The sequence below is a fragment of the Sulfurimonas sp. HSL-3221 genome (assembly GCF_021044585.1).
Classification (GTDB): domain Bacteria; phylum Campylobacterota; class Campylobacteria; order Campylobacterales; family Sulfurimonadaceae; genus Thiomicrolovo; species Thiomicrolovo sulfuroxydans.
Genome location: NZ_CP087998.1, coordinates 1,524,970 through 1,546,591, shown reverse-complemented (window position 1 = coordinate 1,546,591; position 21,622 = coordinate 1,524,970). Strand labels below are relative to the sequence as shown.

23 protein-coding genes are annotated in these 21,622 nt (G+C 58.3%); 11 read left to right on the top strand and 12 right to left on the bottom strand.

The genetic code is table 11. From position 1 onward, the window contains the following. The first annotated feature begins 7 nt into the window (after positions 1-7). Positions 8-2,068: a Kelch repeat-containing protein gene (locus LOH54_RS07895; RefSeq protein WP_231018358.1), complete on the top strand. Its 2,061-nt coding sequence runs from the start codon at positions 8-10 to the stop codon at positions 2,066-2,068. A 52-nt stretch (positions 2,069-2,120) separates the two neighbouring features. Here LOH54_RS07895 and LOH54_RS07890 read toward each other — a convergent pair whose 3' ends face one another. Further along, a complete protein-coding gene (locus LOH54_RS07890) occupies positions 2,121-3,071 on the bottom strand; it encodes a hypothetical protein (RefSeq protein WP_231018357.1) in 951 nt (316 codons plus the stop codon). Between the two features lie 248 nt (positions 3,072-3,319). Between LOH54_RS07890 and LOH54_RS07885 the strand changes: the two genes are divergently transcribed. Further along, complete coding sequence (locus tag LOH54_RS07885) at positions 3,320-3,628, top strand: hypothetical protein (RefSeq protein WP_231018356.1); 309 nt, start codon at positions 3,320-3,322, stop codon at positions 3,626-3,628. Between the two features lies 1 nt (position 3,629). Here LOH54_RS07885 and LOH54_RS07880 read toward each other — a convergent pair whose 3' ends face one another. The 4 genes from LOH54_RS07880 to LOH54_RS07865 all read right to left on the bottom strand — a co-directional run bounded on the left by LOH54_RS07880 (position 3,630) and on the right by LOH54_RS07865 (position 8,853). Then, positions 3,630-4,253, bottom strand: coding sequence for a hypothetical protein (locus LOH54_RS07880; RefSeq protein ID WP_231018355.1), 624 nt, complete (start codon positions 4,251-4,253; stop codon positions 3,630-3,632). A 147-nt stretch (positions 4,254-4,400) separates the two neighbouring features. Further along, positions 4,401-5,282: a hypothetical protein gene (locus tag LOH54_RS07875; RefSeq protein WP_231018353.1), complete on the bottom strand. Its 882-nt coding sequence runs from the start codon at positions 5,280-5,282 to the stop codon at positions 4,401-4,403. A gap of 106 nt (positions 5,283-5,388) precedes the next feature. Continuing rightward, entirely contained in the window at positions 5,389-8,232 is a 2,844-nt protein-coding gene (locus tag LOH54_RS07870) for a choice-of-anchor I family protein (protein WP_231018351.1), read from the bottom strand. Between the two features lie 117 nt (positions 8,233-8,349). Next, positions 8,350-8,853, bottom strand: a complete 504-nt coding sequence (locus LOH54_RS07865; RefSeq protein WP_231018349.1) for a YgjP-like metallopeptidase domain-containing protein — start codon at positions 8,851-8,853, stop codon at positions 8,350-8,352. A 114-nt stretch (positions 8,854-8,967) separates the two neighbouring features. On the opposite strand from LOH54_RS07865, the gene msrP reads away from it, so the two are divergent. From msrP to LOH54_RS07825, 8 genes are all read left to right on the top strand, one after another. Further along, entirely contained in the window at positions 8,968-9,927 is a 960-nt protein-coding gene (msrP, locus tag LOH54_RS07860; protein WP_231018348.1) for a protein-methionine-sulfoxide reductase catalytic subunit MsrP, read from the top strand. Next, positions 9,924-10,472: a ferric reductase-like transmembrane domain-containing protein gene (locus tag LOH54_RS07855; RefSeq protein ID WP_231018347.1), complete on the top strand. Its 549-nt coding sequence runs from the start codon at positions 9,924-9,926 to the stop codon at positions 10,470-10,472. Before msrP ends, LOH54_RS07855 begins: the two co-directional genes overlap by 4 nt. A gap of 76 nt (positions 10,473-10,548) precedes the next feature. Next, positions 10,549-11,529 carry a sce7726 family protein gene (locus tag LOH54_RS07850; protein ID WP_231018345.1) on the top strand — a complete coding sequence of 327 codons (981 nt, stop codon included), beginning with the start codon at positions 10,549-10,551 and terminating at the stop codon, positions 11,527-11,529. 65 nt (positions 11,530-11,594) lie between these two features. Then, positions 11,595-12,383, top strand: a complete 789-nt coding sequence (locus tag LOH54_RS07845; RefSeq protein WP_231018337.1) for a phytanoyl-CoA dioxygenase family protein — start codon at positions 11,595-11,597, stop codon at positions 12,381-12,383. A 55-nt stretch (positions 12,384-12,438) separates the two neighbouring features. Beyond that, on the top strand, positions 12,439-13,791 hold the full coding sequence (locus LOH54_RS07840; RefSeq protein WP_231018335.1) for an MATE family efflux transporter: 1,353 nt from the start codon (positions 12,439-12,441) through the stop codon (positions 13,789-13,791). A 487-nt stretch (positions 13,792-14,278) separates the two neighbouring features. Beyond that, on the top strand, positions 14,279-14,530 hold the full coding sequence (locus LOH54_RS07835) for a hypothetical protein (RefSeq protein WP_231018333.1): 252 nt from the start codon (positions 14,279-14,281) through the stop codon (positions 14,528-14,530). Positions 14,531-14,656: 126 nt separating this feature from the next. Then, positions 14,657-14,986: a winged helix-turn-helix domain-containing protein gene (locus tag LOH54_RS07830; protein WP_231018331.1), complete on the top strand. Its 330-nt coding sequence runs from the start codon at positions 14,657-14,659 to the stop codon at positions 14,984-14,986. Positions 14,987-15,000: 14 nt separating this feature from the next. Further along, complete coding sequence (locus tag LOH54_RS07825; RefSeq protein ID WP_231018329.1) at positions 15,001-15,522, top strand: nucleotidyltransferase family protein; 522 nt, start codon at positions 15,001-15,003, stop codon at positions 15,520-15,522. Between the two features lie 21 nt (positions 15,523-15,543). On the opposite strand, the gene LOH54_RS07820 is transcribed toward LOH54_RS07825, so the two are convergent. The 7 genes from LOH54_RS07820 to LOH54_RS07790 form a co-directional block, all read right to left on the bottom strand. After that, on the bottom strand, positions 15,544-16,200 hold the full coding sequence (locus LOH54_RS07820; protein WP_231018328.1) for a CatB-related O-acetyltransferase: 657 nt from the start codon (positions 16,198-16,200) through the stop codon (positions 15,544-15,546). Between the two features lie 10 nt (positions 16,201-16,210). After that, positions 16,211-16,624, bottom strand: coding sequence for a MarR family winged helix-turn-helix transcriptional regulator (locus LOH54_RS07815; RefSeq protein WP_231018326.1), 414 nt, complete (start codon positions 16,622-16,624; stop codon positions 16,211-16,213). 176 nt (positions 16,625-16,800) lie between these two features. Further along, positions 16,801-17,112 carry a N(2)-fixation sustaining protein CowN gene (gene cowN / locus LOH54_RS07810; protein WP_231018324.1) on the bottom strand — a complete coding sequence of 104 codons (312 nt, stop codon included), beginning with the start codon at positions 17,110-17,112 and terminating at the stop codon, positions 16,801-16,803. Between the two features lie 233 nt (positions 17,113-17,345). After that, on the bottom strand, positions 17,346-18,068 hold the full coding sequence (gene budA, locus LOH54_RS07805) for an acetolactate decarboxylase (RefSeq protein WP_231018323.1): 723 nt from the start codon (positions 18,066-18,068) through the stop codon (positions 17,346-17,348). Positions 18,069-18,125: 57 nt separating this feature from the next. Further along, positions 18,126-18,647, bottom strand: coding sequence for a hypothetical protein (locus LOH54_RS07800; RefSeq protein ID WP_231018321.1), 522 nt, complete (start codon positions 18,645-18,647; stop codon positions 18,126-18,128). Positions 18,648-18,657: 10 nt separating this feature from the next. Further along, a complete protein-coding gene (locus LOH54_RS07795) occupies positions 18,658-19,008 on the bottom strand; it encodes a GerW family sporulation protein (RefSeq protein ID WP_231018320.1) in 351 nt (116 codons plus the stop codon). Positions 19,009-19,167: 159 nt separating this feature from the next. Further along, positions 19,168-19,920: a TSUP family transporter gene (locus LOH54_RS07790; protein ID WP_231018318.1), complete on the bottom strand. Its 753-nt coding sequence runs from the start codon at positions 19,918-19,920 to the stop codon at positions 19,168-19,170. A gap of 300 nt (positions 19,921-20,220) precedes the next feature. Between LOH54_RS07790 and LOH54_RS07785 the strand changes: the two genes are divergently transcribed. Then, positions 20,221-21,621: a ParB/Srx family N-terminal domain-containing protein gene (locus LOH54_RS07785; protein WP_231018316.1), complete on the top strand. Its 1,401-nt coding sequence runs from the start codon at positions 20,221-20,223 to the stop codon at positions 21,619-21,621. Position 21,622: the final 1 nt, after the last annotated feature.

The window sequence follows — 21,622 nt, the reverse complement described above, 5'->3', positions numbered from 1 at the left end:
GGCGTACATGCACAAGATCATCCAGGGCTTTATCGCGCTGCTGAGTCTCCTCTCCTTCACGGCCTGCAATACGGGGGGAATCGAGTGTACCACCGATATGTCGCCGACGATCTACTCTGTGCCGCCGACGACGGCGACGGCGGGGTACAGATACGTTTACTATGTGGATGCGCTGTATACCTGCTTTCCTTTCCACTGCAACAGCATCGACGGGGTGAAGCTGCCGGAGGGGGCTACGGTTGACGACTACGCCGATTCGGTCTCCTGGACACCGTCGTCGGATCTGATCGGGAAGAAAGTCTACTTCAAGATCGCAACGGAACCCGACAGCTGCGATCGGCGTACTGCCCAGGCGTGGTACGTCACCGTCTATGCAGCGCCGGCCATTGCGAGTTTCTCGGCGAACCGTACGGCCGTCGGCCCCGGTGAAAGCGTCGAGCTTGTTGCGACCTTTACGGGCAGCGGAAGCATCGAGGGGATCGGCCCCGTGAGCAGCGGCGTCCCTGTTGTGTCGGACCCTCTGACGGCGACGACGACGTTTACCCTGACGGTTGCGAACGACGTCGGTGCCGTGAAGACGGGCACAGTGACCGTAGAGGTGCAGGCGCCGCCGGTCATTGACAGTTTCAGCGCCTCCCCGGCCATCGTGACGACGGGCGGTTCGTCGCTGCTCTCCTGGAGCAGGTCAGGCACCGTCACCTCCATTCAGCTTGATCCGGGCGCTATTGCCATCCCGACGAACGTCTATCAATACACGGTGACACCGGCCGCCTCGACGCTCTACACCCTGACACTCTCCAATGACACCGGCAATTCGACGAGCAGCTCGCTCACGGTGTCGGTCGTGCCGCCGCCTTCCGTGACGGCATTGACGGCATCGCCGACGTCAGCGACCCTTGGCGGTTCCGTGACGTTGACGGGGAGCTTTACCGACGGCAGCGGCGTGATCGAGCGCAGTGACGGCGGCGGCTTCTACTCCGTCGGGGCGATCGCATCGGGAGGGAGCGTCGATTCGGGCGTCCTGATGCGCACGACGACCTTCCGGCTTAAGGTGACCAATGATGCCGGTGCCGTCGCGGTGCAGACCCTGCTGGTACCCATTACCGGTCCGGCGACTTTCCAGCCGGCGCTGCACCAGCCCCTAAACCCGACGCGCAGTGCGCATACGGCCACGAAACTGCAGGACGGGCGGGTCTTTATCGCCGGGGGACGCATCGACGGCAACTCCACGGTATCGACGGAGCTTTTCGACCCGGTGACCGAGACCTTCACCGCCGGGCCGGACATGCATGTCGCGCGCCGCAACCATACCGCGGCGCTGCTGCAGGACGGACGGGTGCTTATCGTCGGAGGGTATACCTCGCTGTCGCACCGGCTATTCAGTGCCGAGCTTTACGATCCCGCCGCCGGGACGACGGCGTTCCTGGGCGATCTTAACGTCAGTGACATGGTTGCACCGGAGTCGGTCACCCTAGATGACGGGCGGGTTCTCATCGTCCACACCTCTTTGGGACAGGGGAGCGAAGTCTTCGATCCCGTAACCGAAACCTTCAGCGCGGTCGGTCCGATGCTGATCAGCCATGGCTGCATTTCCCTGCAGCCGCTCAATGACGGCAACGGTACGATTCTGCTCGTCGACGGCTATTACACGAATGCATCGTCGCTTTTCTCGCCGAAGAGCGACACTTTCACGCTGACCGGGGCCACCTCCTATTACCGCTGCTACTTCGCAACGGCGGCACTGCCCGACGGCCGGGTCCTCCTTGTCGGCGGCGATGATCCCGCCGAGGTCTATGATCCCTCGTCGGGGACCTACCGCGATTCGAATACGACCCTATACAATACCTATTTCCCCCGCGCCGTGACGCTGGACGATCACCGCATCCTCGTCGTTGACGGCGGGCTGCCCTGGGCGGAGATCTATGACGCGACTGTGGACGGTTTCAGCCTGACCGGAGGACTGCGCGAGGCGCATACGGAGGCGAGTGCGACCCTGCTTGACGACGGAAGGATTCTGGTCGTCGGAGGATGTTACGACCCCTGTACGGCGGAGCTTTATACGCCGTAGGAGGATAGCGGAACGTTTCGTCGAACTTTCTGGTTCCCGCCGGGGAATAAGGTCAGTGGGTGCGTTTGCGGAAGAAGAGCATCAGCGCCGCGCCGCCGAGCAGCAGTTCGGCGAGGAGCAGCGTGACGATGGAGGAGAGCATGGACTCGTCCGATGCTTCGGTGTCACCGGTCACCTCGAAAGGGGTGGTACGGTGGAAGGACTGAGTCGTCGGGATATGCTTGGCGGCGGCCTGATTCGTCACAGCTGTTTCCGCCGGGGTGGTGGCGTTGTTACTCGCGGGTTCTTCCACGACCCGGGGCTTCGTATCGGGGGCAGGTACCGCCGCTTCGGCTTTCGGCGCTTCCGTTACCTTGGCCGGTGTCTCGGCCGGCGTTTTGGCGGCCGCCATGACCTGCGGTTCGAGCGGTTCGGTAATGACCGGCTGCAGGGCATTGAGGTCCTTCGCGATGTAGGCGTTGGGATGCAGCTTCCGGATGCTTTTGAGGACAGTGTTGGCCTCGGCGCTGCTGCGGAACTGCTCCAGGACGGCAAGAAAGTTCTGCGCTCCGCCGCTGACGGCATAGGCGAAGGCGTGTTCGTTCTGCAGGCTGCCGGTGTCGGGGTTGTGCTGCAGGTACCAGTGGAGTGCCTCGTTGCGCTGCTGCGCTTCTACGTGGCTTTGGAAAACGCCGGCAACGATTTCACCGCCGTCGCTCATGTAGGCCTTGGGATGCAGTTTCCGGATCGTATCGAGGACGATCTTGCGCTCCGCGCTGCTGCGGAAATGATACAGCACGGCCAGGTAGCCCGGCGCGGCGTTGCGTACGTTGTAGCTAAAGGCACCCGTTTGCTGCAGGGGACCGACGTCGGGGTCCTGCTGCAGGTACCACTGCAGGGCCTCGATACGCTGTGCCGCATCCTGTTCCGTCTGGAACGCCCCCGCAATGATAGTTTCTGTTGTCGCGGCCGCAAGCGAGACCGCCGACAGAAACAGTAAAAACGATAGGGTGGCCAGACGCATGCAACTCCTTTAATGAATATGGCGCCCGCTAGCGCCAATGAGAGAAGGTTATTTTAGCATTCGGAACTTTGTCTAACTTTTTTTTGCGGTAAAAATACTGTGCTTTGCCGTTTTTTCACATGTTTGGAGGATAAAAACCATCGGATTCGGTTGTAACACGGCTGTGATACTCGGGGTGTATAGTGTGCTTTTATTGACGCTTTCGGGAGGAAAATGTGATGACAATGACCCCGGCATATCGAGACGCAGTGCTGCGTAGAACACCCGTAACGGCATTGAAAGCGGCGGCGCTGCCGCGAAGAGATGAGACGCCGGATGCACCGCGGCTCACCGTGACGCACGACGGCATCCACCCGGTGCTGGCCCGTTTTATCCGCCAACGGCTGCGGGTGCCCGAAAGCTACGCGCATATCGGGACGCTCGCCTATGCCGTCGGGCAGAACCTGGGCGTCATGACGACTTTCTCGGCGCTGAACTACCGGGGGGAGTCCTGTACCGTGCACCTCTCCGCCCTGATCGCACCGGGCGGTGCGCTCCTCAGCGTCAAACAGCTCTGAATCACCCCTGTACCGGCTGGCGTCTGCCCGCAAAGAGCAAAATGAACGCCGCGCCGCCCAGGAGCTCCGCGATCAGCAGCGGCAGAAAGGACGGCCCCGTCGTTTCCGGGGTGATGGAGGCCGCCGAAAGCGACCCTGGGGTTGTTATCGCCGTGACCTCCGTGCCCGGTACCGTCTCCACGACGGTTGTATCCGTCTCTGTCATGACGCTTTGCGATGCCGGAGCGGCTGCCGGTTCGAATACAGCCGCTTCCGAGGCCGCCGTGCGCGCTGCCGGAGCGGCAGCGCCGAGGGGCCGTGTAAAGTTCATGTTGTTTTTGACGTAGGCGTCGGGATAGATCTTCTTGATGCTGTTGCGTACCGTCAGCAGTTCGTCGAAATTGCGGAAACGGTAGAGCACGGCAACGTAATAGGGGGCCGCGCTGCGCACGCCGTAGGTGTAGTGGCCGGCGCGCTGCAGGGCGTAGCTCTCCGGCTCGTAGCGCAGATACCCTTTGAGCGTATCGACGCGCTGCTGCGCCCCTTCGGGGGTATGAAACGCCCCGACGACGATGACCTTGGTGGTGGCGGCCGCGAGGGACGCCGCCGTGATTAACAGTAGTAGTGTCGCGATGATCGGTCGCATGGTTCTCCTTCTCGACGACACCGAGGGTCGGTGCCTGAAAATAATTTTAGCATTAATAACTTTATTAAACATTTTTTTAAAAAAATTTAAAAGGTTTTTAGTCGGGGAAGGGGAGATAGTTCGGAAGCGGGAGGCGGAGGATGCGTTTCACTCCTCCTGCTTCCGGAGTTCGGCATTCAGGGCGTCGAAGAAGGCTTTGGCCTCCTGTTCGAACCGGTCGCGCCACTCGATCCACTGCCGTTGATAGCTTTCGAGGGTCTCTTCGTCGAGCATCAGCAGTTTCTGCTGGGCCTCGAGGGCTTTTTCCGTCCCTTCGGTGACGTTATCCGCGTCCGGTTCGGAGAGCGTGTCGCTTTGGCGCTCCATCTCCCCGGCGACGTCGTCCAGCGTCTGCTGCTCCTGCGGTGTAAGCCGCTTCCCGTTCGCATCGAGCGCTTCACGGGCCGACGCGGCCAGTTCGTCGATGCGTTCGCGCAGGACGCCGCCGTAACGGCCGATGGATTCGGACATCTGCCGGTTGAGCGTCTCGGCATAGGCGTCCATCTGCCCGCGCATCGTCTCCAGCTGGCGCTGCAGGTCGCCGGAGGTGCTGTTCAGCCGTCCGACCAGGTCCTGAGTGATCTTGGTGAGCTCGGCAAAGAGGGCGGTGAGGGTGTTGCCGCGCATCCCCTCCGCCGTGCGCGCGTAGTCGACGAGCCACGCCTCGTCGCGCTGGACGAGGTAGGTCGTCACAGTGGCGGGCAGATCGCTCCCCTCCGGCGCGGTGATCTTCGAGACGATCTGCGCCTCTCTCCCCTCGATGACGACCTTTTCAACCGTCGCATCGGCCCCCTGCCAGGAGCGTCCGAAGGCGTCGAACGCCGCCTTCTCCTCCAGGGTGGAGTATTGGACCGCATCGCCCGCATCGCTGCGCTCCACGGCGCTCCAGAACGCCGCTGCCGCCTCCTGCGGGGTTTCGGGTTCGAAACAGGCCGTGAAGACGAAAAGCGTGGCGATAGAGAGTGAAAGCCGGAGAAAAAATGTTTGCATCCAGGGAACCTTTTATAGCGGGATAAATGGTTGCCATTATAGCGTGCAGGGAAAAACGGGACGGCTGGGGGAGTCCGGAGACCCGGGGAGATCGGGCTCCCGCAGTTTACTGTGTGATTTCGTAGAGGACGGTCGATCCGCTGACCTCGTTGGAAACGATCAGCAGGTTTTTGCCGTTGGGCGACTGGTCTGCCGGCACGAAGAGCATCCCTTCGGGACTGACGTCCCCCTCGGTATGCGTGACGACATAATCGACGTACACGGGCTGCATAGGGTCGCTGATGTCGTAGATGAGGATGGCGCTCTGACGCTCCAGGCCGACGAAGGCGTAGGTTTTGCCGCCGATGGAGCCCAGGGCCAGCGCTTCGGGCTCGCCGCCCTTGTTGCCGCTGCGGCCGTCCATCTCGCCGTCGTCCTGGTTGAAGAGCGCCGGTTCGATCTCGGCGATCTTTTTGGAGATGGCGTCCCCGCTGTCGAAGACGAGGTCGCCGCTGCTGCTCCAGATGCTGAAGCTGCGCGCGCCGTAAGCATAGAGCTTTTCGTAAACATCGTCGCTGTCGCTGTCGCCCATGTCGGTGACGACTTTCAGGTCGTTCTCGTTTGCGTAGGCGTCGGCGATCGCCGGGTCGAGGCTGAGCTTCTTGATCTTCTCCTCGTCGACGAAGCAGTAGCTCTCGTCACCGTTGCACCATTCGCGGCCGTCGCCTTCGTTGGCGGTGACGAAGTAGGTCTCCCCGCCGGCAGTGTACGATGCGATGGTGTCGGGCATATAGAGGCCGAAGAGTCCCGGGTAGGACTTCATCGTGATATTGCCTTCCTCCTCGATGTCGATCGTGTTGCCGCTGCCGGGTTCGTAGCTTTTCGCCCCGAGGGATTTGACCCAGGTGAGCGTCGGCGTCGCACCGGAGATGTCGACCTTCGCCACCGCGTTGTTCTCCTGCAGGGTGACGTAGGCGTCGCTGCCGCTGACGGTGATGTACTCGGGTTCGATATCGAACGCCTTGTCGTTTTTCGGCGTACCGCCCAAGCGGACCGGCGTGCCGTCCGCCGCTGCGGTCAGAGTTGCCGCGCTGAAATCAGCCTCGGCGTAGCCGGCGGCATCGTCCGCCGCCGTCGCATCGGCGACGGTAATGAGGCCGACGGAGCCCTTGGCGTCCGCGTAGCTGCCGCCGGAGGCATCGGGTTCGCCTTCGTTGGCGACGAGGATCTTTTTGCCGTCCTCGCTGAAGGTGACCATGTCCGGCAGGTAGCCGACGCGTGTCTGGGCGAGGAAACCGCCGTCGGTGTCGAAGAGGAGGACTTTGCCTACCGTGCCGACTTTGTCGGCACTGCCGACGGCGACGGCGACCTTGCCCTTCTTGGTGCTCACGCTCTGCACGCCCGCGCCGTAGGCGGAGAGGTCGACGGAGGTGACCAGCGCCGGAGCGGCAACGTCGGCGACGCTAACGATGTCGAGTTTGTTGTCCGCGCCGTTGGTGATGAAGAGCCGCTTGGAGGCGCTGTCATAGGCCGAGATCTCGCTGCCCCCCTCCTTGCCTGTATTATAGGAAGCGAGTTTGTGCAGGGTCATGCCGCTCAGCTCCAGGTCATGGACGACATAGAGGGTGTTGCCGTCTATTTTCGTCTTGGCCGCATCGAGGTACTTCTGCTCCAATACCCCGCCGGTCGCCCACATGGCGAAGTCGTCGTCGTTGACGATGCCGAGGGTGTGCTCGTCGAAGACGATCAGCCCCTCCATCTTGTCATGCGGGTACTGGACCGCTTTGATCATGTCGACGACGAGCTCTTTCTGGACGGGGACGATCCCTTTGTCCGCCAGTGTTTCCCAGCCGTCCGCCTGGATCGCAACCTCTTCGAGGGTCTTGCCGTCGAGCAGCAGACCGCCGTCGGCGTTCTGCGTCAGGTTGGCGTCGGGGGCGATGCTTTCGAGTTCCGTACCGGTGGTGAGCTTGATCTTGTAGACGTGCTTCTGTCCCGCCGTCGTATCTTTGTAGAAGCTGCCGTCGCGCTCGATGACGAGGAAGACGTCGTTACTGAGTGCGGTGATCTCGGAGTTGGAGTTTTTCGCTTTCTCCTGCTTGTAGAGGTACTGTTTGACCGTGCCGTCTTCGAGGCTGACGGTCACGATGCGCGTCAGTGTGCCGCGCATGGCGCTGCTGGGGTTGTCCAGGGTGGACTGCATGATCCCGACGAGGCTCTTCTGGTCCGGCGTGACCGTCAGCCCCTCCATGCCACGGTTGGCCCAGCGGCGGCCGAACTCCGCGGGCAGCGTGTAAGTGTTGCGGCTGTCGCCGGCAAAGGGGTTGATGCGCCCGATCTCTTTGCCGTTCTTGTCGAAGTGGACCATGTGCGGACCGTATTCGTCGCTGACCCAGTAGGTGCCGTCTTTCATGACGGCGAGCCCTTCGCTGTCCAGGCCGAAGTCGTCGGTTTTGATGCTGCCGTTTTCATCCCGGATGGCGTTGCCGTCGGTATCGTAGGGGATCTCGCCCGTGCCGCCGAGCGCCGCGCTGTTGGGGAGGCCGGAGATCGGCTGCCCCGCGGTGTCTTTGAACAGGATCTCCTTGACCATCGTGACGTTGCCGTCCGCGCCGACCTCGAAAAGACCGATGCGCGGGGTGTAATCCGGCGTCGGGAAGATCTTGCCCTTGCCTTCGGCACCGCTGTAGGTGGCGTTGGGACCCCGGTCGGTCATGGCGTAGAAGCGGTTTTTGTCCGTCGGGTCGGCGGCGGCCGCCGACCCGAAGCCGCCGTTGCGGATCCCGAAGGTCTCGCCGGGGTTCGCGCCGTCTGCGAGGTTGTCCATCAGGACACTGTAGGGCAGCAGCGTACCGGCGTCGGGGACGGCGCCAACGTTCTCCGCGCTGCTGTTGCCGCTCTCGCCGCAGGCGCTCAGCAGGAGCGCCGCCGTAACGGTGGAGAGGAGAAGGGGGTAGAGGTTGCCGATCATGTGAGACTCCGGAATGAAAAAATTCCGCAGATGGTAGGGAAGCAGTATTACACCGCCATTACCGCAGGGTTGCAGGATTGAACATATTCCGGTATCACATTTGTAATGTGGCGGCGGTCAGTAGAGTTTCCCGAAGCGTTCCATGTAGGTCAGGTAGAGGCGCAGGTCGAACTCCAGCTGGTGGTAGCCGGGGGCCATGTGCTCGCAGAGGCTGTAAAAGGCCTTGTTGTGATCGCGCTCTTTGAGGTGGGCCAGTTCGTGGGCGACGATCATCTGCAAAAAGGGTTCGGGGACCTTTTTAAAAAGAGAGGCGATGCGGATCTCCCGCCGGGAGCGCACCCGGCCGCCGTGCACCTTCGAGATGCGGGTGTGCATCCCCAGGGCGTCGTTTATGACACTGATCTTCGTGTCATAGACGACCTTGTGCAGGGGCTGGGAGTTGCGCATATACGCACTGCGCATGGCGTCGGCGTAGTCGTAGAGCGCGCCGTCGGTGGAGAGGGCATGCGCCTCGGGGTACTTCTGCAGCAAAAAATCGCCGAGCTTCCCGCCCTCGATGAGGCGCCGCACCTGTGCCTGGAGCGTCTCGGGGTAGTGGGCAAGATAGCGCAGTTCCGTCATGCTCTCTCCGAAGATGTTTGCGCCATTGTAGCATCTGTAGCGGCCGTTTTTGAACTATTTATGCGCCGGGCGTATAGTGTTAGAAAAGGCAAAAGCGCCCGAAAAGGAGCGACGATGCAACGCACACGATACGAAAACCGGCCGCTGCGCGAAGCCGACGTGACGGACGAGGCGCTCTTCGACGAACGCCGGAAATTTCTGAAGCTGGGGGCGGCGACCCTGGTGAGCACGGCGGCGGTGCTGGAACTGGCCGCGAAAGAGCAGCTGCCCGCCGCAAACCTCGACTATGCCAAAGACCCCAACGCGGGAGGACTCGAACTCAACACCTACGAGCAGATCACCTCCTACAACAACTTCTACGAGTTCACGACGAGCAAGGAGGGGGTCAAGCCCCTCTCAAAGCACTTCAAAAGCGCGCCGTGGAAGCTGACCATTGACGGGATGGTCGAGCAGCCGCTCGAGCTGGACGTCTGGAAGCTGATGAAGCAAATGCCTCTGGAGGAGCGGATCTACCGTTTCCGCTGCGTGGAGGGGTGGTCGATGGTCGTGCCGTGGATCGGGTTCGAACTCTCCAGGCTCATCGCCATAGCCAGGCCTCTTGCGTCGGCGAAGTACGTCCGTTTCGAGACATTGTACGACCCCGAGCAGTTCCCCGACCAGGACCGCGGCCTCCTGGCGACCCTGGACTACCCCTATGTCGAGGGGCTGCGCATGGACGAGGCGATGCACCCGCTAACCCTGATGGCCGTCGGCCTCTACGGCCACACCCTCCCGCCGCAGAACGGCGCGCCGATCCGCCTTGTCGTGCCGTGGAAGTACGGCTTCAAAAGCATCAAGTCGGTCGTGAGGATCACCTTTACCGACACGCAGCCGCGAAACACCTGGAACGTCTACGCCCCTCACGAATTCGGCTTCTATGCCAACGTCAACCCCGACGTTGACCATCCCCGCTGGTCCCAGGCGCGCGAACGGGTGCTGGGGCACTTCTTCAAACAGCCCACACTGATGTTCAACGGCTACGGGAAAGAGGTTGCCCACCTCTACAAGGGCATGGACCTGAGGAAACAGTTTTGAAAAGAACGCTCCTTTTCCTCCTCTGTCTCTCCCCGCTGCTCTTCCTGCTCTACCGCCTCTTCGCCGGCGGGGCGGAAGACCCCGTCAAGACGATCTACACCGTGACCGGTTACAGCGCTTTGACGCTGCTCTACGCGGCGACGACCATCTCCCTGGTAAAGAAGAAGATCCGGCTGCTGCGCTACCGGCGCATGGTGGGGCTCTTCGCCTTCTTCTACGCCCTGCTGCACTTTTCCAATTTCGTCATCCTCGACATGGAGCTCGATCCTGCCGTTGCCTTTGATGAGACGCTGAAGCGGCCCTTCATCTATCTCGGGGTGAGCGCCTTCGCCATTTTGCTTTTTATGGCCGTCACCTCCTTGCCGAAGCTCTTTGCCAGGTTTTACAGGTACCACCGGCTCATCTACGTTGCCCTGCTGCTGGTAACGGTCCACTTCGTCATGGCGCAGAAGGCGCTCGCCTACTGGCAGTGGGAGATATTGGCGGTGATGGCCGTCATCGGCGTACTGAAGGTATTGCAAAGAACCGGGCTCGCGAAGCTCTGAACGGCACCGCATCCGTCACATAGTATTTGCTGCCATCTTTTCGCCGCCGCACCCGGCTACGCGCTATAATCGCGCCATGGATGCCGTCAACGCCAATGAAGTCCTCGCGCTTCTCAATGCCATCACCGCCGACGAAGCCCTGCTCGAAACGCAGCGCGACAACCCCTTTCTCCCCCGCCGCCTGACGCGGCGCCGCAAGCAGTTGTCTGATTACTGCAGCAGCGGGGAGGACGAAGGCTATGTGCGGCAGGCCTACGCGGAGATGACCCCGCGCCAACGCCGCGACCGGGACAACAAAAGCTTCCTCGCCAAGTACCGCAAGCTGCGGCCCGCCCCGGCGTCGAACGAGGCGGAATTGCGCGAGGCCGCCGAAACCTTCCTGCGCGAACGCTACGGGGAGGGGACAACCATCATCCACGAGTTTACGCAGTGGAATGTAAGTGTCCGTCCGGACCTCTACGCTCTCTCGGAAAACGAAACGCTCGTTGCCGTCGAGATCAAGAGCGACAAGGACAACCTCGACCGCCTCTACCGCCAGCTTGACGGCTACTCCCGTTTCAGCAACCACGTCTACGTCGCCCTTGACGAGCGGTTTCTCACCAAGTATTTGCAGACGTTCGGCAACCGCTTCGAGCATGTAGGCATTCTGCTCTACGGCGAAGCGGGCCTGGGGCTTTACAAGGAGCCCGAACCACTCCTGCCCGATGCGTTCGTCGCCATGCTCCGTGCCCCGGAGCTGAAGCACTACCTCTCCATGCTGAACAACCGCAGCCGTCTTCCCGCCAACGACTACAACACCTACCGCGATGTCATCGACGCCGTCTACACCCAGCGCGAACGGGAACTGGTCGCCCGGCAGCTCTTCGTCACCCGTCTGCGCGGCGGCAGGCCCGATGATGTTAAGATGGTGAACTACGTCGACCCGCTGGAGAAGCAGCTGCTCTTTGATGAACTGCTGAAACCCTCCTACTGGGAAGCGGGGCGGCTGGGCAGGGCGGTAAGGCTTCCGGGCGTGCTGGAGCTCTACCGGCAGCTGCGGCAGCCGACGCTCTTTTGACGCGGGGTCGAACAGAAATTGCTTTATCGTCTAAAAAGCGTGACAATGGAGAGGGGAGCAGTGCAGTGAAAGTAGGGCCGATGCCGACGGAAAAACATTGGTTCGAGTATGAAAACTACCGAAAGCATCCCCGCTACCTCGGTCTCTCCGGGGAGGAGAGGGCCATAGTCGACCAGTTCAACGCGGACGGCTGCTACCTCTACAGGGGAGCAATCGGCGACAACACGGTCGAGAAGGTCAACGACGCGCTGGACGACTGGACAGTTGCCAACGTCAAAGCCCTGGCGGCGAACAAAAAAGCCGACGGCACCTACCCGCGCCTGATCGGTCTGCACGATGAAATTCCCGAGATCAATGCCCTCTTCGCGGAGCGCACCATTGTAAAATTGCAGGAGCTGCTGTTCGGCCTGGGGCCGTCGCTGCGGACTTCGATCACCTTTTTGCAGGGGAGCCAGCAGCCGCTGCACCGGGACATCCCCGTCTTTCACGTGATGCCTGGGGAACCCTATTTCAGGATCTGGATCGCCCTGGAAGACACGACGCCGCAGAACGGCACGCTGACGGGGGTCAAAGGCGCCCACCGGGTCGCGGCGGAGCGCTACGGGCTGCCGCACCGATTCTACGAACGTTTCGATACAATGCCGCCACAGGATCCCGACGCATGGCGCCGGTACCAGGAGACGCTGAAGCGGCAGTACGAAGCGGCCGGTCTGAGCGAGGAGGCGTTCGCCTTCCGCAGCGGCGACGCCCTTATCTGGCACCCGCTTTTCCCCCACGGCGGCAGCGTCATCGAGAACAGACGCTCCAGCAGGCGCTCCGTCGTCCTGCACGTCTCGGCCCTCCCGCCGCGTTAACACCATCTTAACCATTGCCGCACCGATGGCGGGTGCAGGCAGGAAGCAACTATTAATGAACCAACCGTCCCGCTCCATATTGACGTCTCTGCGGCCAAACGCGCGCCTGCGCGAGGTGCTGCGGCTGGCGCTGCCCGCGGCTTTCAAACACCTCCTCGACGTCCTGCAGATCCTCGTCGACATGCTGATGGTAGGACTGCTGAGCGTCTCCGCCCTGGCGGCGGTCGGGACGAGCATGCAGTTCATCATGGTCGTCAACGTCGTCATCACCCTTTACGTCGTCGGGGGCAACGCCGTGACGGCGCGGCTCATCGGTGCGCGGCGCCGCAAAAGGGCCAATGCGCTGCTCTTTACCCTGGGCGCTTTTGCGCTGCTGCTCTCGCTCCCCTTTACCGCGGCGGGCACCCTCTTTGCCGACGAGTTTTACCGCCTGCTGGGCACGGGGGAGGACGTCGTGCACTACGGCGGCGTCTATTTCGGCGCGCTCTCTATCGGCTTCCCTCTCATCTTCCTCGACGCGCTCTTTTACAACCAGCTCAGCGCGGCGGGCGATACGAAGAGCTCTTTGTACATCAAGCTCGCCTCCGCCGGGGTCAACGCCCTGCTGGACTACCTGCTCATCTTCGGCCACTGGGGACTGCCCGCGATGGGCGTCGCCGGGGCGGCCTATGCGACGGTGGCCTCCTACGGCCTCAACATCGTGCTCTACCTATTGCTGCTGCGGCGCCGCGACGCGCGGCTGCATTTTCTGCCGCTGTGGAACCTGCCGGACCTGAAGCGCGCCGTCAAGGTCGGCAGCCACGCGGCGCTGGAGCGCCTCATCACCGTCAGCTCCTTCCTGCTCTTCATCTGGGTCATCGCCTCCTATGGCACGGCGGCCCTGGCGGGCTACCAGGTGGGGCTGCGCGTGGAGGGACTCGCCTTTATGCCGGGCTTCGGCTTCGCCGTCGCGGCGATGGCCATCGTCGGGCAGCAGCTGGGGGCGAAGCGCCCCGAGGAGGCCTACGAGGGAGGGCTTTACAGCCTCAAAGTCGCCGCGACATTCATGGGAGTATTCGGGCTTGTCATGGTCATCTGGCCGGAGCTCTTTGTGCGGATGTTCACCCACGATCCCGCGACCGTACAGCAGGCGTCGCTCTACCTGCGCCTCGTCGGCCTCTCCCAGGTGCCGCTGGCCGTGCTTTTCGTGCTCAGCAACGTCCTGCGCGGCGCGGGGGACACCCGCACGCCGCTGAAGATCAACATCGCCGCGCTCTGGCTGCTGCGGGTCATTCCCTCCTACATCGCCATGAAACTGGGCTTCGGCATCATTGCCGTCTACATCATCATGACGGTGGAAACCTTCATCAAAGGGTTCATCTTCTGGAAGATCTTTGCCCGGCGCAAGTGGTTGAAGACGAAAATATGATCTATTCCTCTCATTATTTAGACTGACAATTTAACAGTAGTCTCTTTGCCACTTTTTTAGAAAAAGTAGCACAAAAAGCGGCCTTTCGCGAATCGCTCATCCCTCCCGGCTTTGTGCCTCCGGGATGGCTTATAAGGATCGCGCTCAAGGCCCAAGGGTCTATTTTATTGATGCGCTTCGACGTGTCGAAGCTCTCTTTCTTTTACTAGCTTCGATTCATCGAAGCGCATTGATCAATAGGCGACCTGTCGTTAAGCGTGCCTTGAAAGCCGCTGCGGAGGCATAAAGCCGGGAGCAGCGTGCGATTCGCGCAACGACGATTTTCTTTTGTTTCTTTTCTTTGTAAAAAGAAAAGATAGAGAAAAGTACTCATGCCAAGTATGGATTTGATTTTATGTGTTTCGACGTGTCGAAGCTGATGAGATGAAAAGATGTTGGCTACAATATTTCATAATGTGCAGGTGCATAGTGTCAAAAGGATCAGCGTATGAAAAAGAGCATATTTGCAGCGGCTTTCCTGCTCTATGGCAGCATGGCTTCCGCCGTCAGCGTCGGCGTTATCGTCCCCTATGAAGAGGAGGAGAAGCCCGCCCCGAAAAAGGAGCTGACCGCCGAGCAGAAGAAGCAGGAAGCGGTTTTCAAAGAGCGGCTGCGGCAGCGTGACGCGGAGCGCGAGAGAGCAAAAGAGGCGCAGGAGAAGTTTAAGCGCGAGCTGCTGGAGAAGCGCCTGAAGGATTAGAAGCTCTCCCGGCTGCAGCGTTTCAGCGCATTAATAGTGGTGTCGATTTCCCTATGAACTAATAGTTGTGTTATATGATATAATTATTGTATCAAATAAACAATATTATAAATCAAAGGAGCCGGTATGCTGGAAGCACTGTTTGGAACAAGAAGCCGCGAAATGGTTTTACAGTACCTGTTGGCTTTCGATGAGGGGTATGCCAGGGAGATTTCCCGCTATCTCGACGTGACGCTGACCTCCGTCCAGCAACAGCTTGCCAATCTGGAAGAGGGCGGGGTACTGCTGAGCAAGATGTCCGGGCGGACAAGGGTCTATTTCTTTAACCCGCGATACGCCTTTTTGCCGGAACTGACGGGCTTACTTGAAAAGGCGCGTACCTATTACCGACCCGAATTGCGGGAGAAGCTGGTGATGCAGCGCAAGCGCCCCCGCCGCCCGGCGAAACCGCTGTGAAAACGATAGCGGCAATGAGCATGCCGGAACTTGCGGGATTCCTGTGTGAAGCATTGGAGGCAGAAAACATCCCCGTCGTGCTCTCCGGCGGTTCCTGTGTCGAGATCTACAGCCGGGGCGAATATACTTCGTATGATATTGACCTGATCAATCGCTATAACGAACAGTTCAAGAAGATCAAGAGGGTAATGGAGGCGCTCGGTTTCAGTGAGAAGGAACGCTATTTCGTTCATCCCGACAGTCATTTTTTCATCGAATTTCCCTCCGGGCCTCTCGGCGTAGGCGATGCCCCGGTGGAAGAGATTGCGGAACTCGATACCGATGCCGGCGTTTTGCGCCTGCTGACCCCGACGGATTGCATCAAAGACAGGCTAGCGGCATATTATCACTGGAAGGATGAGCAGTCCTTACAGCAGGCGGTCTGGGTAGCACAGCAAAACGCTTTTGATCTTGAAAACGTGCGCAAGTGGTCTGCGGCGGAAGGTGCACTGGAAAAGTTCGACGATTTTGAGAAGATGGTTACTTCTGTAAAGTAGCTTTTTCCGTGCGCCGCTGCCCTAAGCTAGGGCTTTCAGCGCGTCGATGTCGCCGCCGGTAATGACGTCGATGTGTTTCTCGATCTTCTCTAACGGCCACTCCCACCAGCGGATGGCAAGCAGCGCCGCCGTCACCTCGTCGTCGAAGCGCTTGCGGACGGGGCGCGCCGGGTTGCCCGCCACGACGGTGTAGGGCGCCACGTCTGCCGCGACAACGGCATGGCTGCCGATGATCGCGCCGTCGCCGATGGTCACCCCCGGCATGATCGTGGCTCCCAGCCCGATCCAGACGTCGTTGCCGACGACGGTGTCGCCGCGGTTGCCGGACTTTTCGAACATGGCGACAATGTCCGCGCCTGTTGTCTCCGCGCTCATCGTGAAGTTGTCGAAGGGGTAGGTGGAGAACCCGCCCATGGCGTGGTTGGCCGAACTGGTAATAAAGCGCACCCCGTGGGCGATCTGGACGAACTTGCCGATGATGAGCCTGTCGAGGCTGAGGGGGAAGAGGTAGGGGGCAAGATAGCCCGCGTAATCTTCCAGCTTTTCGAAGTTGTGGTAGTAGCTGAATTCGCCCACCTCGATGCGGGGGTGGTCTATGACCGCCCTCAGGTGGACGACCTGCGGGACGGCGGTGCCGTCGGGCATCACCATGGGGTGTTTTTTTGCCGGGTCCAGCATAGTGCTCTCCTTAGTTTAGTTTTGCCGCGATCGCCATGCAGGCGTCGATATCGCCCGTTTCCAGCGGCGAGAACAGGGTGTCGAGGGTTGACTGCACCGTTGCCAGGGCGTCGGTGGACTGCTGTACCCCGGTGTCGGAGAGCTTGACGAGGCTCACCCGCGCGTCCCTGGGGTTTTTCTCTTTCTGCACCAGCCCCAGCTTCTCCAGCGGGTTCAGCGCCCGGGTGATCCCCGAGGCGCTCATCCCGACCTCTTCGGCCAGGTCGATGCGCCGCATGGCCCGTCCGGGCTCATTTTGGAGCCGGTGCAAAATGTAAAACTCCGAAAAGCTGATGCCGTGGACGCTGAGCGCCCGGTCGACCTGCTTGAAGAGTTTCGCATGCGCGGAGGAGAAGGCGAAGAGCCATTCCAGTTTTGAAGCCATGAAATATCCTTGCAATATATTTGAGTACACAAGTATATTGCAAATATCTGTGATAGTCAAGGGATGAGTATTAGGTATTAGGTAGTGGGTAGTGGGTAGTGGGTAGTGGGTAGTGGGTAGTGGGTAGTGGGTAGTGGGTAGTGGGTAGTGGGTAGTGGGTGCGCGGGCGGTGCTGCTTAGCAGCACTCCAGTTCGGCGCGCTTCAGGGCATTGAGCCCCTCCTCGTCCTCTTCGTTCTCAAAGAGCTCTTCGAGGTAGAAGACGTTGGAGCAGACAAGGTAGAGCAGGGCCTCTTTCTCGTCGGCTTTCGGGTCGCGGTCGTAGTAGGCCTGGGGGATCGTCGGGATGATCTTTTTCCAGTAGAGGTTGACGTGCTCGGCCTGGCCGGTGACATAAAGGAGGCGGTCGATGACAAGGCATGCGTTCTCGAAGCAGTCGATGTTCGCAAAGGAGACGTAGCGTTCGTCGATGCGGATTTCATTGTTCATTGGGCGTGCTTTTCGGAAGGGAGGAGGGGCGCGGCGGTGCGGAGGGTCATTGGTTTCCTTAAAAATATTTGTGGAATATTATACTCTTTGTATTTTAAGAAAAGTGGCTGTGAAAAGGCCGTTTCTCCGGGAGTCCGCATGCTGCGCCACGGCAGGATGCTCTATATTTGTCCAGTGCGGTCGGAGGGATGGTTACGGTAGATGCAGGCGGAAAATCGCATCTCTCCCGGGCGCTACTTCTCCGCCGCCTCGAGGTCTGCGGCCGTGTCGCGCCTGAAATCGCGGGTCAGGTAGTCGTGCGTCATGGGGAGGGAGAGTTCGAGGGTGTGGAGCATCTGCACCTCGACGGTAACGCCGCGGGTGCGGCACTCCAGTAGGTGGCCGCCGCGGCGGCGATCCTGTGTAAGAAAGTGCAGGTGCAGGCCGGGCACGTTGAGCGACGCCATGAACGCGGGCGTGTAAAAGCCGGCGAGGCACCCTTCCGCGTCCTCGAAGCGGAATTCGTGCTGTTCGGCGGCCGCTTCACTGAGCGGCCGGTAGTTGTGCTGCTTGGGGACGGAGCGCGCCCGGACCAGGTCGAAGCGGCCGCGGATGCGGAGGGCGTAGAAGAGGTTGGGCGAAGGCAGCAGGTCATCGAGGCGCGCGAGGAAGGCATCGTACTCCATCGCCTCTTCGAACGTCACCCTGAAGGTCGGTTCGAAAAAGGTAACGACGGCAAAGGGGGTGTGTTTGGTGTCGGCGACGCCGTGGGCCTCCCCGTCGGCGGTGATCTGGTAGACGTCGCCGTCCAGCATCACCATCTCCCCGTCCAGGTCGTCGAAGGTGCCCAGGCCGAAGTCGCCGTGGCGCTTGATCTCGGCCAGGGGGATGTTCTCCTCGTAGATCCCCTCCACGAGGGCGTTGACGGGGGCGCAGAGGTAGAGGGGGTGCGATGAAGCGGTGCGTTCGGCGGGCATTGGATTCTCCTTTCGTCTGTCGGTGTCGCGGACGGTCACCCTGCCGCAGTGATCATCCTAGCGCCTTCCCGCAAAGAAAAAGCGCAGCAAAACGCCGAAGATTCGCAGCGGGACAAGGCGGACCCTTGCGCTGAAGCGCCCTTCGAAGACGGCCTCCTCGTAATCCGCGACGAGGCTCATCTGCCGCGCGGGCAGCAGGAGCGGTTGCAAGAGACCCATCAGCATCCCGGTACAGGCCGGGTCGCCCAGGCCGATACGGCCGTGAAGGCTGAGCTCCCTGACCTGCAGGCTGCGCCGCAGCCCCCGCAGAAGCCGGGTGACGCTCTGAGCTGACACACTCCCGCCCGGGAACTTCGAGGGTTGCGTTTTGCGCTTTTTGCGTTTTGCTTTTTTCACTGTGGCCGCCTTCTTTGCCAGCCCGGTAAGGTCTACGGAGACCAGCCCGAAACACCAGTGCAGCCGGGCCCTGTAGTCGAAGGTCTCCTCCTTTTCCAGCTGCAGGCTCAGCTCGACGGGAGTGGCGAGCAACGCGAGCAGGAACAGGAGCAGAAAGGCGATGAGATAGAGAACTACTAGCATGGTTCAGCTGCTACTCGTCGTCGTCCTCTTTCTCCTTCATCGCCTTGGCGAGGGTGTCGCCGAGGTGTTCGAAGACGCCGGCCATCCCGCTCTTGATGGGTTCGACCCTGACGCCCTCCTTGTTGATGATGACGAGGGCCACCGGCCGGATGCCGCCACCGCCGCCCGTGCCGGCGCCCTGTCCGTCACCGCTTTTTTTGCCGCTGATGTTGCCGCCGGCACCGAACCCGAACCCGATGCTGATAAGGGGGATGAGGGTGTTGCCTTCGATGACGAAGGGCTCCCCGACGACCGTTTTGGTGCTCAGCACCCTTTCAAGCTCCTCCAGGGAGGTTTTCAAAACTTCTTGAACATGTTCCATCGCGCTCTCCTTGCTTGCTAATGCAGATATGCTGCGATTAATCCGGAGGGGTATTGCATCCGGACGACAATGTTTTTTACTCCTTCACTGATTGTAGCAAAAAGTGACAATGGGGAACGAAAGGGTTTGAAAGTAATGCTGCCAGTGAGGGTCAGAACATCAAGAGGAAGCGATGTACTTAGCGAGCATCAGCAGACAGACGGCGATGACGAAGGCGCGCAGGTACTGCGGGTTGATCTTGTAAAGCAAATGCACCCCCAGCCAGGCGCCGATGGCCTGGCCCAGCATCATAATCAGTCCCACGTGCCAGACGACGTTGCCGAAGAGGATGAAGACCAAGAGGGACGAAACGTTGGTGGCAAAGTTGAGCGGCTTGGCCGTGGCGGTTGCTGCCACCAGTTTCGCGCGCCGCAGCAGCACGTTCGCAAAGCTGAAGAAGGAGCCCGTCCCGGGGCCGAACATGCCGTCGTAAAAACCGATGCCGGGAATGACGAGCCAGGTGAACTTTTTCGCACCTACCTTGATGCTGAAATTTTTTGCTTTGCTGGGATTGTAGAGCAGAAAATAGCCGATGATCAGCACGAGCACGACGGGGATGACCAGCGACAAAGAGTGCTGGCTGATAAACTGCACGGCTACGGTGCCTATGACCGAACCGACAAAGGCGGCAATAAAGAGGGGCCTAATGTGCCGCCACCTTATTTTGGATCGCTTGAGCAGCAGAAAGGTGGCCGTCCCCGTGCCGATGCACCCCTGCAGCTTGTTCGTGCCCAGCGCGTTGATGGGCGACAGGCCCGTGAGCATCAGCGAGGGCAGGGTAATGAGCCCGCCGCCCCCGACCATCGTGTCCATCGTGCCGGCGACGATGGATGCGGCAAATAGGAACATGAGCATTTCGATCGAGATTTCCATGAGCGTATGCGATGCCTTTTTTGTTTCATCTAGCTGAAGCGCTATGATCAATTTTTTTTTCACTAGCTTTTATGAATGAGATAGTATTTATTCAAAATATATTTTATGTATATATCCGAATATTATTCGGTTAGTAATAGAACACTATCCTCATTCTCATTTTTTCAATCTTATTAATAGTTTGGCTTTGTTTTTTTGTGTCTGGATTCAAATTTAATCTTCAAACATTATAATAAGAATACAAATACACATTAAAACTAAAATTCACAAATCAATATTTATTCAGAAGGGAATAATGCGATGAGATACGAATCTTTTAAGTCAAGTTTAGAAGACCTTAGTGATTTAAAACTTGATTTGGCAAACCCAAGAATTGGACATAAAAACGATCAGAGTGAATGTATTGAAGCAATATTGAATAGCAAAAATTTTATAAATCTGGTTGAGGATATTGCAATAAATGGACTTGGTATTTCACCAATTGTTGTTTATCAGGATGATGAAAATCGGTTAACTGTGATGGATGGAAACCGTCGTACTACTGCTTTGAAGTTATTATCCAATCCTTCATTGGCAAAACAACATTCATTGGCTGCAAAAATAGATGTATTGGCGAAAAAAACTTCAGATAATGGCGATATATTTGAGACTGTATCTGTGTTTAAATCTAATGATTTAGATGCCATTTATGATCACATGAAATTAACTCATACTGGTGAAAATGAAGGTATTGGTCAAAAAAGTTGGACTGCAATGGCTCAGGCAATGTTTGCAATAGACCGGAAAATCTCTGATGACAATCTACTGGCCGCACAACTTGTTGTTTTTGCCCAAAAAAATCATGGTTTTATTTTTAATGACGAGTATCCAATAACTGTTTTAACTAGGTTAATAAATAAAGATAGACTAATGAAAATTGGTATTACCTTTGATGATGGAAAAATCGCTTGGACTAATAAATCAGATGGTCGTGTGAAGATGCTAGATACCATATTGTCGGAAATACGAGATCAAGAGATTAAAACCAAAGACGTGTTTGATCCATCTCAGCAAGAAACATATTTAAAGAAGCTTTTTGAGTTATATAATTTGCTTCCATCAACTCTACCACGTTCTTTCAGAGCAAAAGATGATAAGGCTTCTCTATCTAGCGAAAACGAAAATAAATTGACCCAAACGACATTTCCTCAGGAAAAACTAGATGACGACAGCACTCCTTCTAGTGCGAAAATCTTGTCAAAATCAAGCTCACCAACTAAACCTACATGGGATAGAAAAACAGTTGTAAATGCTGTCAGACACCGATTTAATTTTGATGGACATTCTGACAAGCTAAATAATATATATGTAGAATTGAAGAAAATTCAACTTGATGGCAGCAAAGGGACTCCAATAGCCGCCACATTTTTAATCCGTGCTTTCACCGAAATGGCTGTAGAAGAATACCGTAGCAAGAATTCTTCAGGTGGTGGTGGTTTAGCTGTGAAATGTACTAAAGCTGCGGAACACATGCACCAACGTAATAAGATTGATGCTGAATTGGAAAAGAGAATTACACACTTGGCAAATGACGACCAATTTTTATCATTTACATCTCTGCAAAAATATTTGCACTCAAAAAACTTTCATCCTTCCAAACAATCTATTAATACTTTATGGGATGAACTTTACCCGTTTTTAAAAGTATGTTTAGAAGGTTGAA

Coding starts and splice junctions, on each gene's coding strand:
- LOH54_RS07895 (WP_231018358.1), top strand. CDS start 8: ATGCACAAGATCATCCAGGGCTTTATCGCGCTGCTGAGTCTCCTCTCC.
- LOH54_RS07890 (WP_231018357.1), bottom strand. CDS start 3,071: ATGCGTCTGGCCACCCTATCGTTTTTACTGTTTCTGTCGGCGGTCTCG.
- LOH54_RS07880 (WP_231018355.1), bottom strand. CDS start 4,253: ATGCGACCGATCATCGCGACACTACTACTGTTAATCACGGCGGCGTCC.
- LOH54_RS07875 (WP_231018353.1), bottom strand. CDS start 5,282: ATGCAAACATTTTTTCTCCGGCTTTCACTCTCTATCGCCACGCTTTTC.
- LOH54_RS07870 (WP_231018351.1), bottom strand. CDS start 8,232: ATGATCGGCAACCTCTACCCCCTTCTCCTCTCCACCGTTACGGCGGCG.
- LOH54_RS07865 (WP_231018349.1), bottom strand. CDS start 8,853: ATGACGGAACTGCGCTATCTTGCCCACTACCCCGAGACGCTCCAGGCA.
- msrP (WP_231018348.1), top strand. CDS start 8,968: ATGCAACGCACACGATACGAAAACCGGCCGCTGCGCGAAGCCGACGTG.
- LOH54_RS07850 (WP_231018345.1), top strand. CDS start 10,549: ATGGATGCCGTCAACGCCAATGAAGTCCTCGCGCTTCTCAATGCCATC.
- LOH54_RS07840 (WP_231018335.1), top strand. CDS start 12,439: ATGAACCAACCGTCCCGCTCCATATTGACGTCTCTGCGGCCAAACGCG.
- LOH54_RS07835 (WP_231018333.1), top strand. CDS start 14,279: ATGAAAAAGAGCATATTTGCAGCGGCTTTCCTGCTCTATGGCAGCATG.
- LOH54_RS07830 (WP_231018331.1), top strand. CDS start 14,657: ATGCTGGAAGCACTGTTTGGAACAAGAAGCCGCGAAATGGTTTTACAG.
- LOH54_RS07825 (WP_231018329.1), top strand. CDS start 15,001: ATGAGCATGCCGGAACTTGCGGGATTCCTGTGTGAAGCATTGGAGGCA.
- LOH54_RS07820 (WP_231018328.1), bottom strand. CDS start 16,200: ATGCTGGACCCGGCAAAAAAACACCCCATGGTGATGCCCGACGGCACC.
- LOH54_RS07815 (WP_231018326.1), bottom strand. CDS start 16,624: ATGGCTTCAAAACTGGAATGGCTCTTCGCCTTCTCCTCCGCGCATGCG.
- cowN (WP_231018324.1), bottom strand. CDS start 17,112: ATGAACAATGAAATCCGCATCGACGAACGCTACGTCTCCTTTGCGAAC.
- budA (WP_231018323.1), bottom strand. CDS start 18,068: ATGCCCGCCGAACGCACCGCTTCATCGCACCCCCTCTACCTCTGCGCC.
- LOH54_RS07800 (WP_231018321.1), bottom strand. CDS start 18,647: ATGCTAGTAGTTCTCTATCTCATCGCCTTTCTGCTCCTGTTCCTGCTC.
- LOH54_RS07795 (WP_231018320.1), bottom strand. CDS start 19,008: ATGGAACATGTTCAAGAAGTTTTGAAAACCTCCCTGGAGGAGCTTGAA.
- LOH54_RS07790 (WP_231018318.1), bottom strand. CDS start 19,920: ATGGAAATCTCGATCGAAATGCTCATGTTCCTATTTGCCGCATCCATC.
- LOH54_RS07785 (WP_231018316.1), top strand. CDS start 20,221: ATGAGATACGAATCTTTTAAGTCAAGTTTAGAAGACCTTAGTGATTTA.